The sequence below is a fragment of the Roseovarius sp. AK1035 genome (assembly GCF_003288315.1).
Lineage (GTDB): Bacteria > Pseudomonadota > Alphaproteobacteria > Rhodobacterales > Rhodobacteraceae > Roseovarius > Roseovarius mucosus_A.
In genome coordinates, this window is sequence record NZ_CP030099.1 from 1371091 (window position 1) to 1386969 (window position 15879).

Consider the following 15879-nt stretch of genomic DNA (forward strand, 5'->3'; position numbering starts at 1 on the left):
GAGGGAGCGTGTTAGGCAGATGTACAACACGAGCGCTGAAGGTCATGTTCCGTGGACAAGGGACAGTGGATGTAAGGTATGCTCAAAGGAGTGCATCGGGGTTGTCTTGACTTAGCGACCATCACAATGGGATCCTTCAACCAATTGATAAATGCACAGCATATGCGCTCCGCGGAGGTTTGTTCTTGGAAAACAATTACGATTCAAAAACTCTGCTCTGCAGAGTGGTTTTTAAGGGAATAGAGAGCGCTGGTCGGATTTTTTTCTCACCGGAACATATTAACTTAAACATCGTCGGGTTTGAGAAGTTCATTCATTATCAAAATCGTGAACGTATTGTGCTTCAACTTGAGGACAGTGAGTATTGCACCATCGAGCCGATGTCTTGTTCGAGTGGACATTCCTCTAACGGTAGCAGCGTCTGCAATTTCGTGACCTGCGATGTTCGTCAAGCCATCGTCGGTTTTCGACCTTGGGACGACTGTGATCGAATAAAAGAGTTCAATTTCCGTTTGTCGGACACAAATCGACTTTTTGAAGCGCCCGATTTAAAGCAATCGATATTGGAAGCAGAATTTGAAGAGCCGCCAGATGCAAAAATCGTCGAAGCCTCGGCAAGCGATAAAAGTGTAACGATAACGTTTGGATACCTGCTTACTTGGCAAGACGGGCGTTTTGGAATCTCAGATATTTCTGGTCGAGTGCAATTTAGGGATGCTGTACGGATTGAAGATCTGAGCGATTTTGTGGCACTCATTACAACTTTTTTAACTATGGCTTCAGGTGTCGCGGTGCGGATTGGAAACTTTTCGATTGTTCCAGACAAAAATGACGAGCAAACCTTAGTCAATGGTGGAACTTTCCCAGCGGCATTCAAGCTAATTTGGCCAAGTGGAACGTTGGCGCAAATCGACAGCTCCAGTCAAATTCGACCGTCCAGCGTATTGCGCTGTTTCGATGAGGCAGAGCGCAAGTCAACATGTGACTGCCTTGTATTTTTTATCGATCATTGGAAGACTTGGAGGCCGGCACTCTTGGGTCTTTGTTTAGCTAGGCAAGCCGGAAATAGCTTTGACCGGAACCGCATTTTGAATGCGTGTAAGTGGCTCGAGTCAATTCCCGGTGCTGAGCAGCTAGATTTAGAAATTGAACATTCGCTTGATGAAATCGCAAGAGCGGCTGAGGAAAAGGCGTCAGAGCTGGGCCTTGATTTAGGCGAGCGTATTAAAGGAGCAATCAAACGGCTAGGAACCGAGAGTCGAAATGAGTTCTTAAGCCGCTTAATCGACCAAGCCGTGACAGAAGACAATACTACGCTAAAACAAAGGTTTCTGAGAGACCTTCACAAAGCATTCCGAATCCGTGGAAATTTTGCTCACCGGAAATTTGACCATGCGGGACAGGAAGATTTTGAAGACTACGTCCGGTGTACCTTCGCTGTTGAAGCGTTGGCATTTCTCTTACTGTTTCGAAGTTTGCCACTTCCTGATGATCACCATTGGGGACATGGACCGAATAGTTTTACTGAATATCTTATATCGTTGCGGCAAGCATGATGAAGCGCCATTGACAGTTCAAGGTTGCGCTAAGCATGCAAGACACTGTCAACATTTCATATTTTCAAGAGAGCTAGAATGTCCGCCCTCACAACACCCGATCAAAAAGCTGTGCGAGGAGGGGGTTGGGGAATCTGCGTTTGGCGGTGACGGCGTGGAAATGTTCGGTGAGGCCGACGCTATGGGCGGCCTCTTGCAGGAGGCCTGATTCCAGTTCGTTCTTGACCACGATGGGGGGCAGCACCGCAAGGCCGATATCCTCGCGCGCGAGAAGGCGCATCATGGCCATGTCATCGACTTCGGCGGCGAGCACCGGGCGGATCGAGAGGCGGGCGCAGAGCGCGTCGAACCCGGCGCGCACCGGAGATTCGAGCGTGGGCACGATGATCGGATTGGCGCTGAGCAGCGCGGCAAGGCTGTCTGCGGCCTCGATCCGGGCGGGGGTGCCGATCACGCTGACGGGCTGCTGCGCCACGGGATGCACGATGAAGCTGGTGAGCGCATCGGCGCTGGGGGCCACATTCGTGAGCACGACATCCAAGCTGAGCGCCTCTAGCCCCTGGAGCAATTCGATCGAGGTGCCGGAGCGCAGGACAAGTTCGATCTGAGGCTGGCCCAAGAGCGGGCGCAGGAATTCGATCTGGAAATTGCGCGACAGCGTGGCGAGTGCCCCCACACGCAGCACCTGTTGCGCATGACCGGTCTGGCGCAGCGTCGCGATGAGTTCCTGCCCTGCGCCAAAGATGGTTTCGGCATAGTCGAGCGTGATGCGCCCCGCTTCGGTCAGGTGCAATTGGCGATTGCGCCGCTCGAACACGGGCTGGCCCAGACGATCCTCGAGCTTGCGGATCTGCACCGAAAGGGCTGATTGCGAGAGGTTGAGCCGGGCCGCGGTGCGGGTGAGGTTGCCGTCGCGGGCGACCTCCCAGAAATAGCGCAGATGGTTGTAGTTCATTTCGGTCATATCGTTCTGTTTAGAAGAATGATTTGTTTGGAACAATGAATTTTTATTATGATCGGGTTTTGCCTATCACCGGGAGAGCCATTTGCCCCCGGAGGTTACATGCCGATCCATCTTTTGCCCCTGCTTGCGCCTGTCGTTCTGATCGTTGCCGCAGTCCTGATCCCTGCACAGCGGACTATCACCCCGCGCCGCGCCGCGTGGCTGGCGGAAGGGGCTGGCCTTGTGGCGCTACTAGTGGCGCTGACGATGCCGGTGATCCTGATGGTCACAGGGGCGGGCGATGGGGCTGCGCCCGGCGTGCTGGGCCATGTGATCGCGGTGCGGGTGGATGTGGTCAGCGCCGTGATGCTGATGCTGGTGGCCTTTATCGGCTGGGTCGTTGCGCGGTATGCGCGCACCTATCTGGATGGCGAGGCGGGGCAGGCCCGCTTTGCCCTGTGGCTTTTGGCGACGCTGGCGGCGGTGCAGATCCTTGTGCTGTCGGGCACGGTGGTGCAGTTTGTGGGGGCGTGGATCGCCACCAGCCTCTGTCTGCATCGTTTGCTGCTGTTTTACCCCGAGCGGATCGGGGCGCAGCGCGCGGCCTATAAGAAATTCGTGACTGCGCGGCTGGGGGATGCGGCGCTGATCGGTGCGGCGCTGCTGCTGGTTGCGGCCTATGGAACCACGCAGATCGCGGGCATCCTGAGTGCCGCGCGGTTGGGTGAAGGCGGCGCGCTGGCAGCGGCGGCGGCGGGGTTCTTGGCGCTGGCGGCGCTGCTGAAATCGGCGCAATTCCCGAGCCACGGCTGGCTTACCGAGGTGATGGAGGCGCCCACGCCGGTTTCGGCCCTGCTGCATGCCGGGGTGGTGAATGGCGGCGGGTTTTTGTTGATCCGGTTTGCCGATGTCCTGCTGTTGTCGCCGCTGGTGCTGGCGGTGCTGGTGGGGATCGGCGGGTTTACCGCGCTTTTTGGCGGGGTGGTGATGCTGACGCAACCGACGGTCAAGGTCTCGTTGGCGTGGTCCACGGTGTCGCAGATGGGGTTCATGATCCTGCAATGTGGTCTGGCGCTCTTTCCGCTCGCCCTGCTGCATATCGTGGCGCATTCGCTATATAAGGCGCATGCGTTCCTGTCGGCGGGCGGCGCTATTGAGCGGGTGGCGGCGCAGCGGCGGCCGGGGCCGGTGGCGGTGCCGGGGCTGCGCTCTGTCGCGCGGGCCTTTGGGTTGGCGATCACGATTTATGGGCTGGTTTATCTTGCCTCGGGCGCGCTGATCGGGTTTGGCGCGAAATCGCCTCAGGCGGTGGCGCTGGGCGCGATCCTGATCTTTGGTGTGGCCTATCTTTTGGCGCAGGGGTTGGCGGATGCGGCCCCGCGCGCGCTGACACGGCGCACGGCGCAGATGTCGGTGCTGGCGACGGTGGCGTATCTTGCGCTGCAACGGGGTGCGGAATGGCTGACCGCTGGTGTCTTGCCGCCTGCGCCTGTGGCGGGGCCGCTGGAATGGGCGCTGATCCTGTTGGCGCTGGTCAGTTTCGGCGCGGTGGCGGTGGCGCAATCGACCCTGCCGCTCTGGGCGCATCATCCGGCGGCGCAGGGGCTGCGGGTGCATATCACCAACGGATTTTACATCAATGCCGTCGAGGACCGCCTGTTGCGGGTCTGGTCGCGGCCACGGGCGCGCAAGGGAGCGGCATCATGAAGAGCGAGACGCATGCCGGGTTTACCGGCCCCCATCTGGAACTGATTGCCCTGTCGGAGAAGGTGAGCCGCGTTATTCCGCCGCTCTGGCCGCTGGAGGCGACCGTTGCGGTCAATCCCTTCCTTGGGCACACGGGGCAGAGTTTGGCGCAGGTATCGGCCAAGCTGGGCCGGATCGCGGGCCTGCGGGTGACGATGCCGAATGCCTGGTATCGCGCGCGGATTGCCGAGGGGCGGATCACTGCGGCTGACCTTGAGGCGGCGCTGGCGGAGGCCCCTGCGGGTGCGCCCGCGACGGTGGCTGCGTTGAAGGCGGCGGCGGAGGCGGAGCAAGAGACGCCCGAGGCATTGCCCACCCTCGCGCATCTGGCGCAGGAGGTGTCGGGCGTGGACTGGCCGGGCCTGATCGAGGCGCGCATTGGCGCGTGGGCGGCAGGCTATTTCGATGCGGGTCAAGCGCTCTGGCAGGTCACGGCGGGGCGCGGGGCCTATGAAAGCTGGCAGATTTTTGCCAGCCGGGATCTGACGCCGGAAATCTCGGGTCTGACTGGGTTTGCGGCGCGCGTTGCAGCACAGCCGGGACGCGCGCGGGTGGCGCTGTCACTGGCCTGCGACGCCTTGGGTTTGGAGGCGGGCGCGGCGGAGAGCTATTTTCACCAGCTTTTGCTGGGGCTTGGGGGCTGGTCGCAACTGGCGCGGCAACGGTTGTGGCAAGCCGAGATGGACGGGCAGGCAGAGCCGATTACGACGGACCTTTTGACGATCCGTCTGGTTTGGGAAGCAGCGCTCTTCGCGCAATATGGCGATCAGATTGCGGCACGTTGGGCGGACATACGCGCCACCCATGCGACGCCGGCATGCGCGACACCGGCGCAGCTGGCCGCTTGTGTGTTGCAAGAGGCCGCAGAGCGGGCGGCGCAGCGCGATTTGGCCGAGGTGCTGGAGGCGGAGGTGCCCGAGAAAGTGCAGGCGCGCCCCACGCTTCAGGCGGCGTTCTGTATCGACGTGCGGTCCGAGGTGTTTCGGCGCGCGCTGGAAAGCCTGGATCCCGGCATTCAAACCCTTGGCTTTGCGGGGTTCTTTGGCTTGGCGCATGGGCATCGCAATTTCGCTTCGGATGTGATCGAGGCGCGGTTGCCAGTGTTGCTGGCACCGAAACTGTCGAGCACGGCCACAGCCCCGAGCGCGGCGGGTGCCGATCAGGCCGCACGGTTCGGAGCGCGGGCGGCGCGGGCCTGGGGGCGGTTCAAGCTGGCGGCGGTGTCGTCCTTTGCCTTTGTCGAGGCGACCGGGCCGGTCTATCTGGGCAAACTCTTGCGGGATGCTTTGGGACAGGCCCCGCGCCACAACATCCCCCCTGCGCCACAGTTCAGCGCCGAATTTACCCTGACCGAGCGGATTGCCACGGCTGCGGCCATTCTGCGGGCGATGTCGCTGACCGGGGATTTCGCGCCTCTGGTGCTGTTGGTGGGGCATGGGGCGCGTGTGGTGAACAACCCGCATGCCAGCGCGTTGCACTGCGGGGCCTGTGGTGGTTATCCCGGCGATGCCAATGCGCGGCTTTTGGCGGGGCTGCTGAATGAGGCGGAGGTGCGTGCCGGGCTGATCGCGGAAGGGATCGACATTCCTCATGATACGGTTTTTGTCGCGGGGATGCATGATACGACCACGGATGCGGTGACGCTCTATGCGCAAGACCCCGGTTGTGCCGTGATCCCGGCCCTGTTGGAGCGCGCGCAGATGGTTTTGCAAGAGGCGGGGGCACTGGCGCGGACGGAGCGTGCGCTGCGCCTGCCGCGTGCGGGCAAGGGGGGCGATATTGGCGCACGCAGCACCGATTGGGCCGAAACCCGGCCCGAATGGGGGCTGGCGGGGTGCAACGCCTTTGTTGCGGCACCGCGCGACCGGACGCGGGGCAAGCCGTTGGGGGGGCGGGCCTTTCTGCACGACTATGACTGGCGGCAAGACGACGGCTTTGGTGTGCTGGAATTGATCCTGACCGCGCCGGTCGTTGTCGCAAGCTGGATCAGCCTGCAATATTATGGATCGGTGGTCGCGCCCGAGGTGTTCGGCGCGGGCAACAAGCTGTTGCATAATGTGACCGGCGGGGTTGGCGTGGTCGAGGGCAATGGCGGCACCCTGCGGGTGGGGCTGCCGTGGCAGTCTGTGCATGACGGGGCGGAGTTCATGCATGAACCGCTGCGCCTGACGGTGTGTGTTGCGGCCCCGGCAGAGGCGGTGACGGGTATTCTGGCGCGGCATCCCGATCTGCGTGCGCTGTTTGACAATCGGTGGCTGCATCTGATGTTGCTGGATGATGCGGGACGGATCGTGCAGCGCTATCGGGGCGGGTTGGAGTGGCAGGGCTGCCGCGAGGAACGGGGCATTCGCGCGGCGGCCTGAGGCCAGCCGGGGGAAAAGATTGCAGCGCGGGAAGGGGCGCATTAAACCTTGGACAGGATTGCGCCCGCTTTGGGCCGTGGTCCTGACCCGCAATCCCCGGACTGATGTCCGACCGGAAAGAAGGCTTGTGTCATGCCCGTGCCGCCCCCTGACATGCCAGAGATGTTGGCGGACCTCAGCCGGTTTCTGGAGCGGCCCCAGACCGATGAGACCGGGGCAGCTTCGGTAGCACTTGGGCCGCAGTTACAGGCGGCGCAGGCGTGGGTGCAGGCGCAGGAGGGGGCAACGCCCTTAGCGGATTTTCTGGGCGCGCTGCTGATGCGTATGGCGCAGGATGGGTTGAATGGCCGAATTGCGGCGCAGGCCGCGCAATTCGAGCTATTGACCCTGCGCGCGGCGCAAAAAGCGCAAGAGGCGGACAGGCTGTCGGGCAGGGCGCGGGCGCTGGGCCTGCTTTTGGCGCAGGTGCTGCCTGATCTGCCGGAGGCGCAGCGCGCCATGCTTTTTTCGCCGGAGGAGTATCTGGCGAGTAATCCGGATGTGGCCTTTGCCGGGGTTGATCCGCTGGCGCATTACCTCTCAAGCGGGGCGGCGGAGGGGCGCGCGCCGCGATGGTTGGATCAAGGGGGGGGAACTCTGGGAGCGCTGATCGAGACCTGCCCCGCGCCCCGGTCTTGTCGCGACCTGCGAGAGGTGGCGCGCGCCGAGGCGCTGGCGCTTTTGGGGCAGCAGAGACCGGAGGTTAGCGTGATCCTGCCCACTTGGAACCGAGCGCATACGGTTGTGAGGGCGGTGGCCTCTGCGCTTTTGCAATCCTATGCGCCCAAAGAGGTGATCGTGATCGACGATGGCAGCCGCGATGCCACGTTGGAGCTGTTGCAGCAGCGGTTTCCAGAGCCTGTGGCGGCGGGGCGGCTTGTCCTGCTTGGGCAGGAGAATGCGGGGGTGTCGGCGGCGCGCAATGCTGGGCTGGCGCGGGCGCAGGGCGACGTGATCGCCTATCTCGACAGTGACAATTACTGGGAGGCGGATCACCTGCTCTATGCGGTGGGCGGATTGCTGGCGGTGCCGGGGGCGCGGAGTGCCTATACCGCGATTTGTCGGCACAACCTTTCGCAGGGGTGGAGCGATGTGTTGTTTCAGAGTTTTGACCGGGCCGCACTGGCCGAAGAGAACTTCATCGACCTCAACAGTTTTGTGCATCGGCGTGGGCTGGTCGAGACGCTGGGTGGGTTTGATACGGCCCTGACGCGGCTGGTGGATTGGGATCTGATCCTGCGGTATACCGCCCTGTCGGACCCGGTCGCGCTGCCGGTCATTACCGGGCATCATGTGGTGGACAGTCTTGGCCTTGATAATATTTCGACGCGCGAGGCGTTGGGGCCGAACCTTGCCCATATTCGCGCCAAACAGGGCAGTATTCCGGAGGGGCCATGACCGATCCAGAGGATGATATTGCGCGGGGCATGGCCGCGTTGCGCGCCCAGAACCGGCTGCTGCTGGAACAGGTTGAGGCGCTGCGTGGAACGCTGGCCGCGCGCGAGGATGAGATCACGCGGCTGAGTGCGCGGCTTTTGGAGTTGGAGGCGCTTCGTGCTTCCCCTGAGCCCTCTGGTCTTTTGGCGCGGTTGCGCGCGCGGCGGCGCTGATCCATGCGGCCCGATGTTGATCCCGAAGCGGTCGCGCGGTTGCGCCGGTCGGCATGGTTTGACGCGGGCTGGTATGGGCGGGTCTATCCGGATGTCGCGCGTCTGCCGCTTGATCCCGCCACGCATTATGCATGGATCGGGGTCTTTTTGGCGCGTGATCCGGGGCCGCAGTTCGCGGCGCGTGCCTATCTTGCGGCCAATCCCGATGTCGCGGCGGCGGGGCTTGATCCGTTCACGCATTTTCTGACCACTGGGCAGGCTGAAGGGCGCAAGGCACATCCCGGTGCGGGGCCTGCGCGCGTACCCGCACCCCTGCGGCGGCTCAAGCATTTGCGCGATTTGCTGGAAACCGGCGGGCTTGAGGCTGGGCCGCGGGCGGCGCTGGCGGACATGGCCAAGGGGCAGATGGGGCCGGAGGCCGCTACCGGGGCGGCAGAGGCGCTGGGCCTTATGGCCTTGCAGCGTGGAGAGAGCGCGGAGGCGCGTGCCTGGCTGGCACGTCGCCAAGAGATTTCGGGTGCGGCGCTGGCGCGGTTGGCCCCGGTGATGGCGATTGCGGCGGCGCGAGATGGGGATCGGGCGGCGGCAGAGGCCATGGCAGAGGATGCGCCGAAATCCCCGGCTCTGCATCTCGCGCGGATCTGGTGGGCGGGGTCCGAGGCCGAGGCGCTGGCCTGTCTCAATGCGGCGCTGGATTTGGCTGGTCATGCGCCGGTGGCCTTGGCAGAGGGCGCGGCGGCGCTGCTTGACCGGCTGATCCCAGCGACATCGGGCGCTGCGGGGGCAGAGGAGGGGCCGCTTGTCAGCGTGCTGATGGCGGCACATGACAGTGCGGCGACGATTGAAACGGCGCTGCGTGCGATGCAGGCGCAAAGTTGGCGGGCGTTCGAGCTTTTGGTGATCGACGATGCCAGCAGCGATGATACGGCGGCGATTGTGGCGGCCTATGCGGCGCGTGATCCGCGCATCCGCCTGATCCGGTTGGACCAGAACCGGGGCGCTTATGGTGCGCGCAATGCCGGGTTGGCCGAGGCGCAGGGGCGGTTTCTGACGTTGCACGATGCCGATGATTGGTCGCATCCTGACCGGCTGCGCTGTCAGGTGGAATTCCTGCTTGGCAATCCCGGATTTGTCGGCTGTCTGAGCCAGCAGGCGCGGTCCATGCCCGATTTGCGCCCCTGTCGCTGGACCGGCACAGGCGCCCTGATTTTCGAGAATATGACCTCGCTGATGCTGCCCACCGATCTGGTGCGCGATTGTCTGGGGGGATGGGACGCGGTGCGCGTGTCCGCCGATAGTGAATTGCTGCGCCGGGTGCAGCATCTTTTTGGCGCGCGGGCGGTTGCCTCGCCCGACACCGGCCCGCTGGCCCTGCAACGGGCCAGCGAGGGCAGCGCGACGGGGGACGGGGCAACCGGCATGGATTGGTTCTATTACGGGGCGCGGCGCGAGTATTATGAGGCGCAGATGCACCACCATGCGCGTGCCCCGCATCTGTGGTATCGGCCCGGTGGCGCGCGCCCCTTTCCCGCGCCTGCCCGGCTGTGCTCTGGGAGGGCAGAGGTTGAATGTGACCGGGTGTATGCGGGGCTGATGACGGTGCGGGATGCCGGGGTGGAGGCGCTGCTTGGTTGGTTGGCCGAGGATCGTGCGGCGGGGCGCAGCGCGGGTCTGGTGCCGCTTTATGATCTGTCGATGCCGGAGGAGGCGGGGCTATTGCTGCATCCTGCCCTGCGTGATCTGGTGGACGGAGAGGCGGTACGGGTGCTTTGCCATGGTGAGGTGGTGCGCTCTGCCCGGTACCGTCGCCTGCCTGGACAGGCCGTGACCGAGCCGCATCGCTATCTGCCGGTTGTATGGGAAGACGGACAAAAAATGCTGGCACCCGGAGAGGTGCCAGCAGAGACAGTGTAGGGGCGCTGACCAGACGCCCGATCAGAGGAACGTGAAATCGTCCACTGTGAGTTGCGCGGCTGTGATGCCTTCGACGAGGATTGTGTTGCCATTCACCGTCATTTGCGCGCCGCCCTCGACATCGACGATGTTCATCGCCGCGACGAACCCCGCCAGACCATTGCCGCCATTGGTGATATTGGTCTCGCCGGTATCCGGGTCCACGCGGCGGATGAAGAAACTGTCCAACCCATCTTCGAAATCGGTGATCACATCCGCCTCGCCGTCGAAGAAGGACGAGAAGACGAATTGATCTGCGCCGGTTCCGCCGGTGATCGTGTCATTTCCAGCGCCCGCATTGATCGTGTCATTGCCTGCGCCGCCGTCGATTATATCGTTTCGGCCGCCACCAGCGAGGAAGTCGTTGCCGTCACCGCCCGAGATGCTGTCGTCGCCTTCACCGCCGCCAACGCTATCATTGCCTGCACCGGCATCAATCGTATCGCGCCCGGTGCCGCCGCCGATATCATCCGCGCCGCCATTGCCAAAGATCAGATCGTTGCCAAAGCTGCCCGACATGCTGTCGTTGCCGTCGCCGCCTTCGAGCGTGTCATCGCCAGCGCCGCCTGCGACCACGTCATTGCCGTTGCCACCGGACACGAAATCATTGCCAAAGCCTGCGCCCAGCACATCGTTGCCGCCGTTGCCAAAGATGGTGTCATCGCCAAGGCCGCCACCGATGCTGTCATCCCCCGGCCCGCCAAAGAGCGTGTCATTGCCATCCGAGCCGGAAATGTTGTTGTTGCCGCCCCCGCCCGAGTCGATGTTGTCATTCCCGTCGCCACCCGCGAGCGTGTCATCATTGACCGTACCAATCAGCGAGTCGTCACCATCGGTGCCCACGATCACCTCGCCGGTGATCCCCGTCCCGTTGATCAGATCAGCCGCGCTGATGAGGGTATCGTCGAATTGGAAGAATTCGACCGAGGTGAAGAAATCCGTGCCCTCGCTTGAGATGATCCGGATGCCGCCGTTGATCACGGAGACCTGCGTATCGGCGCGGGCCACGGCGAGCACGGCGGTGTCTGTGCCGCCCTCGCCGTCGATCGTGTCATCCCCGAGACCGCCCACAAGACGGTCATCGCCGTCCCGCCCTTGAAGCCGGTTGGCCGTGGCGTCACCGATGAGGATATCGTTGCCAGTGCTGCCACGCAGCCATTCGATATTGGAGATCGTATCGGTAAAGGCCACACCATTGGCTGTGCCCGTCACGATGCCGGTGGCGAGGTTGGCGTTGACCGCCGTCACGCCAAAATCGTCATAGCGCAGCCGGTCAAACCCGGCGCCGCCATCGACAGTGTCATTGCCGCCGCCGACGCGGAAGGATTCATCTGCCGTGCCGCCGGTGACCGAGTCGGCCTCGTTGCCCGTCCGAAGCTCGAACACGGTGCCGTTGACGGTGCTGGTGTTGCCGCCTTGGGTGATCGATCCAGCCACGAGATCGGCCGTGACCGCCGTTCCCCGGAAATCGAGCTGGACAAGGCCTGCGCCGGTCAGGTTGTAGGTGTCGCTTCCGCCAAAGCCACGGGCGCTGATCCATTGGTTGGATGCGGTGTTGAAGTTGAACACGTCATCGCCAGAGGTGCCCCGGATACGCAGCCCGCCATTGGCGAAGCCGGAGAGCATCGGGTTTTCGACGTCAAGCAGGGTGTCGAAGCCCTGTGCGCCCTTATCAACGGTGCCGGTATTGGCTGCCCCGTCGATGGTTGCGGTGATCGCAGATGCAAGATTGCCGTAGCTGACCTCGGCAAAACCATCAACCAGACCACCGAAGTCGACCGTGTCATTGCCGCTGCCGCCCACGACAAAGTCGCCGAAGTCGGGGTTGTTCTCGCCCGTGCGGATCAGGTCAGAGCCTGCACCGCCGATGAGTTGGTCATTGCCTGCGCCGCCGTCCAGCGTGTCATTGCCCCCTGCGCCGTCGAGCACATCATCGCCGTCCAACCCGTTCAGCGTATCGTTGCCGGTGCCGCCAAGAAGGGTGTCGTTGCCATTGGTGCCGGTGAACAGCTCGCCATCGGGCAAGAGTTCGCTGGTGGTGTTTTCAAAACTGGTGAGCTGGATGTTCTGGTTTGGGGCAAAGGGCCCAAACGTAACCTGCCCGCCATTCGTGATCGAGGCGTCGAGCGCATTGAAGCCGGCGACCGACGTTGGCAAAATCACCGTGTCATCGCCGCCAATCCGGAAAACATAATCCGTATTTGAGGAGTTATCGAAGAAGGCGATGATGATCGCTGTGCCCTGCGGCGTGGTGATAAAGCCCAAAGAAAGATCGACGGTATCCGCAGCAGGCCCCGTAAGATCAATACCGTCGATCCGTGCGATCGTCACATCGTCTTCATTGTTCAATTCGATCAGCGGCAAAATCTCTTCGGGGTCGGATACCCCCAGACTGCGGTAGTTGAAAACATCGCCGGTGATGGACAGCTCAAGTTCTATGGCCCGGACTTCAATGACGTTGTCGGCGGGCGAGCCATCTCTGCGTACGGCGATGCCGCTGGTTGTAAACAAATTCATTGTGTTTCCTTCTTAGGCTAGTTCCAAAATGCTCCGGGGACTGTAGCAATCACGAACCCGTGTATCCAACGTTTTTCCCAATGTTTCCAATATTGCATCCTAGGGTTGAATAGGTGAGGGGCGCCGATGGCGCCCCTCTCGTTGACTTGATGACTGCTTAAAGGAACGTGAAATCGTCCACGGTGAGCTGCGCGGCGGTGATGCCTTCGACGAGGATCGTGTTGCCATTCACCGTCATCTGCGCGCCGCCCGCCACGTCGACGATATTCATCGCCGTGACGAAACCCGCCAGACCGTTGCCGCCGTTGTTGATGTTTTCAACGCCAGTATCGGGATCGAAGCGGCGGATGAAGAAACTGTCCAAACCGTCCTCGAAATCGGTGATCACATCCGCCTCGCCATCGAAGAAGGCGCTGAAGACGAATTGATCGGCCCCGGTTCCGCCGGTGATCACATCGTTGCCAGCGCCTGCATTGATCGTGTCATTGCCCGCGCCGCCGTCGATGGTGTCGTTGCGCCCGCCGCCCGCGAGGAAGTCATTGCCCTCGCCGCCAAGGATGCTGTCGTCGCCTTCACCACCACCAACACTGTCATTGCCCGCACCTGCGTCAATCGTGTCGCGCCCGGTGCCGCCGCCGATATCATCCGCGCCCTCACCGCCGTCGATGAGGTCATTGCCAAAGCTGCCCGACATGCTGTCGTTGCCGTCGCCGCCTTCGAGCGTGTCGTCGCCCGCACCGCCTGCGACCACGTCATTGCCAGCCCCGCCGGTCACGGAGTCGTCTCCGAACCCGGCCCCGATGATGTCATCGCCCTCACCGCCATCAATGGTATCATTGCCAAGGCCACCGCCGATGTTGTCGTTGCCAAGGCCGCCAAACACGATGTCATTGCCATCGGAGGCGGGAATCGAGTCATTGCCGTCGCCGCCCGTGATGCTGTCATTATCCAGCGTTCCCGGCAGGAACTCGGACCCGGCGGTGCCGTTCACGATGTTGAACTCGGGCTGCGCCCCGGTGCTGCTGATCGTGGTATTGCCGCCCGAGTTCTCGACATTGAAGGTGGCATTGCTGAAATCGCCCTCGAGCGTGATGGTCGTATCGGCCACCCCGTCGCCATCGGTGTCGACGTCCAGAATGGCAGAGCCAAGGGTCACGACGATGTCATCGAGTCCGAACACGCTTCCGAGGATTTCCAGAAGGTCGTCATCCTGCCAGTTGTCGATGATGTCGCCATCAAGTTGTTGGGCTGTGCCGCTGACCGTGTCTTCGCCACCGCCAAGCATGATGAGTTCCGGCGCGCCGGTCGCGTTGATCTGATCCGACCCTGTCGAGCCGGGGACATTCACAAAGCTGCCACTGGAGTTGAAGTTGGAGGCCTGCATGTTGCCAATGAAAAGGCCGGAATCAAAGACGAAGTCACCGGTATCGGCGATCCCGATCTTGATCTCGTTCAGCCCCGCTTGAACGGGGGCAATCACGGTGATCAGCCGCGAAAATCCGTCATACTCAGTGTCGAACTGCCCGGTAAAGAGGTTTGTGGAGTCGTTGACGCCGTTGTTGTTAAAGAAGTTGCCCGGTGTATTGATGCTCTCTCCGACGATCGAGAGGGGCTGACCGGGGTCATTGTTGAAGAGCGCAAAATTCTGTCCGTTCACGAAAACGGCTGCGATATCGACAAACTGGCTGTTGACGAATTCCGGGAATTCATCCGAGCCAAAGAAGAGGTCGAACGAGACTGCCGGGGCATCGCCGATGTCTGTCGCGTCAAAGGTGAATGTGATGACGGAGGCGTCATTGGTGCGCCCTGCCCCAGAGAAGGCATCGCGCGCCGCCTCGTCGAGATCGGCATCGCCGGGTTCATCGAGGACCTCGGAAAAGGAGGCGGAGGTATTGCCAGAGCCCGGCCCGCTGCCGGTTGTCAGGAACACGCCGCGCTCGAGGTTGACCACGGGAGTTACCGTCTCGAACTGAAAGTCGCCGTCCAGATCCTCGAGCCGGTTGATGGCAAAGCCATCGGGCAAGAGCGCGATGCCCTCGATTGCGCCGGTGAACGCGACATTGGTCAGGGTCAGATTGGGGTCAGAGACCAGAACGTCTGCGATCTGATCGAACCCCGACGGCCCGATGATGGGCAGGCCAATGCCTGCGGTGGGTGCGTCGGAGAAGCGCAGAGTGGTCGTGCCCTCTTCAACCGATTGCACGAGGGTCGCGCCGAATTCGAAGGGCGATACAGAGAAGGCCGCGTCTTCTGTGCCGTCGCCATCGATATCAATCGACACAGTCAGGCTATCTGCGCTGATGCTGACGATGGAACTGCTTGTAAGCCCGGTGATGCGAATCTCGTCCCCAAAGGCGAGCGTCACGCTATCGCCGTCAAGTTCGGCCGCTGACCCTTGGATCACATCCAGCCCAAAGCCGCCGTCGAGGATATCAGCCCCCAGCCCACCATTCAGAAGATCATTGCCGTCATTGCCAAACAGGCTGTCGTTGCCGCCATCGCCAAGCAGGGTGTCCTGCCCCTCTTGCCCGTTGATGAAATCGTCGCCATCGAGACCCGAAATCGCATCATCCGTGCCAAAGCCGATCAGCGTATCGTTGCCATTGGTGGCCGGAAACAGCTCGACCTCGGCGGTTGCAACGCCGGAAATCGCATTGGGCGAGAAGGCAACACCGGGAGAGAAGGGGCCGCCGGGTGGAATATCAGCAAACCCGGCAGCCGCCACGACCGCCGCAAGTTCCGTCTCGGTGGGAACGGGGCCTGCAAAGAGCGGCACGCTATCCAGTTGGAACAGGAAGGTTTCGCCGGACAGGTCATTGGTGAAGCCGATGAACTGCGCCATCGCGCCATCAAAGGAGACCTCGGCCATAATCGTCTCGAACTGGCTCTCGAAAAAGTCGGGATCAAGATCCTCTAAGCGCGTCTCGAAGAGGTCGCCTTGTGTCACAACAAGATCGCCCTCAGGCTCTGTTGGATCAACGGTGGTCGACGTATAGGTGAATTGCAGATCATCACTTCCCAGCAACTCCAGTGTCGCTGGTTGAAGGCCAACGATACTGTCCCCGGCCGTAATGAACTGAAACCCCGTTAAGGTGAAAAGCGTTGCCATGTCTAAGCCCCCAAGACTATGGAAATAAAGATTAAAAAGTGGG

9 protein-coding genes are annotated in these 15879 nt (G+C 61.9%); 6 read left to right on the top strand and 3 right to left on the bottom strand.

The features are described from left to right. Positions 1-185 precede the first annotated feature (185 nt). Positions 186-1556, top strand: a complete 1371-nt coding sequence (locus RAK1035_RS20145) for a hypothetical protein (RefSeq protein WP_157132405.1) — start codon at positions 186-188, stop codon at positions 1554-1556. 88 nt (positions 1557-1644) lie between these two features. Here RAK1035_RS20145 and RAK1035_RS06605 read toward each other — a convergent pair whose 3' ends face one another. Then, positions 1645-2520 (bottom strand): LysR family transcriptional regulator, encoded by an 876-nt coding sequence (locus RAK1035_RS06605; protein ID WP_008281350.1) that lies wholly within the window; start codon positions 2518-2520, stop codon positions 1645-1647. Between the two features lie 99 nt (positions 2521-2619). Here RAK1035_RS06605 and RAK1035_RS06610 point away from each other — a divergent pair, with 99 nt between their 5' ends. The 5 genes from RAK1035_RS06610 (at position 2620) to RAK1035_RS20635 (ending at position 10171) form a co-directional block, all read left to right on the top strand. Then, the gene (locus RAK1035_RS06610) at positions 2620-4206 is read left to right on the top strand and encodes an NADH-quinone oxidoreductase subunit L (protein ID WP_008281351.1); all 1587 of its coding nucleotides are present in this window, start codon (positions 2620-2622) and stop codon (positions 4204-4206) included. Beyond that, on the top strand, positions 4203-6608 hold the full coding sequence (locus RAK1035_RS06615; protein WP_008281352.1) for a YbcC family protein: 2406 nt from the start codon (positions 4203-4205) through the stop codon (positions 6606-6608). Before RAK1035_RS06610 ends, RAK1035_RS06615 begins: the two co-directional genes overlap by 4 nt. Positions 6609-6740: 132 nt before the next feature. Then, a complete protein-coding gene (locus tag RAK1035_RS06620) occupies positions 6741-8045 on the top strand; it encodes a glycosyltransferase family 2 protein (protein WP_112303065.1) in 1305 nt (434 codons plus the stop codon). Beyond that, on the top strand, positions 8042-8257 hold the full coding sequence (locus tag RAK1035_RS06625) for a hypothetical protein (protein ID WP_008281355.1): 216 nt from the start codon (positions 8042-8044) through the stop codon (positions 8255-8257). The genes RAK1035_RS06620 and RAK1035_RS06625 overlap by 4 nt, the downstream gene beginning before the upstream one ends. Before the next feature lie 3 nt (positions 8258-8260). Then, on the top strand, positions 8261-10171 hold the full coding sequence (locus RAK1035_RS20635; RefSeq protein ID WP_008281356.1) for a glycosyltransferase family A protein: 1911 nt from the start codon (positions 8261-8263) through the stop codon (positions 10169-10171). A 21-nt stretch (positions 10172-10192) separates the two neighbouring features. On the opposite strand, the gene RAK1035_RS06635 is transcribed toward RAK1035_RS20635, so the two are convergent. Further along, the gene (locus tag RAK1035_RS06635) at positions 10193-12727 is read right to left on the bottom strand and encodes a calcium-binding protein (RefSeq protein ID WP_008281357.1); all 2535 of its coding nucleotides are present in this window, start codon (positions 12725-12727) and stop codon (positions 10193-10195) included. A gap of 157 nt (positions 12728-12884) precedes the next feature. Next, the gene (locus RAK1035_RS06640) at positions 12885-15836 is read right to left on the bottom strand and encodes a choice-of-anchor L domain-containing protein (RefSeq protein WP_008281358.1); all 2952 of its coding nucleotides are present in this window, start codon (positions 15834-15836) and stop codon (positions 12885-12887) included. Positions 15837-15879 lie beyond the last annotated feature (43 nt).

Bases quoted from the DNA above. Each gene is read 5' to 3' on its own strand.
- RAK1035_RS06605 (WP_008281350.1), bottom strand. From the start codon at position 2,520: ATGACCGAAATGAACTACAACCATCTGCGCTATTTCTGGGAGGTCGCC.
- RAK1035_RS06610 (WP_008281351.1), top strand. From the start codon at position 2,620: ATGCCGATCCATCTTTTGCCCCTGCTTGCGCCTGTCGTTCTGATCGTT.
- RAK1035_RS06615 (WP_008281352.1), top strand. From the start codon at position 4,203: ATGAAGAGCGAGACGCATGCCGGGTTTACCGGCCCCCATCTGGAACTG.
- RAK1035_RS06620 (WP_112303065.1), top strand. From the start codon at position 6,741: ATGCCCGTGCCGCCCCCTGACATGCCAGAGATGTTGGCGGACCTCAGC.
- RAK1035_RS06625 (WP_008281355.1), top strand. From the start codon at position 8,042: ATGACCGATCCAGAGGATGATATTGCGCGGGGCATGGCCGCGTTGCGC.
- RAK1035_RS20635 (WP_008281356.1), top strand. From the start codon at position 8,261: ATGCGGCCCGATGTTGATCCCGAAGCGGTCGCGCGGTTGCGCCGGTCG.
- RAK1035_RS06635 (WP_008281357.1), bottom strand. From the start codon at position 12,727: ATGAATTTGTTTACAACCAGCGGCATCGCCGTACGCAGAGATGGCTCG.
- RAK1035_RS06640 (WP_008281358.1), bottom strand. From the start codon at position 15,836: ATGGCAACGCTTTTCACCTTAACGGGGTTTCAGTTCATTACGGCCGGG.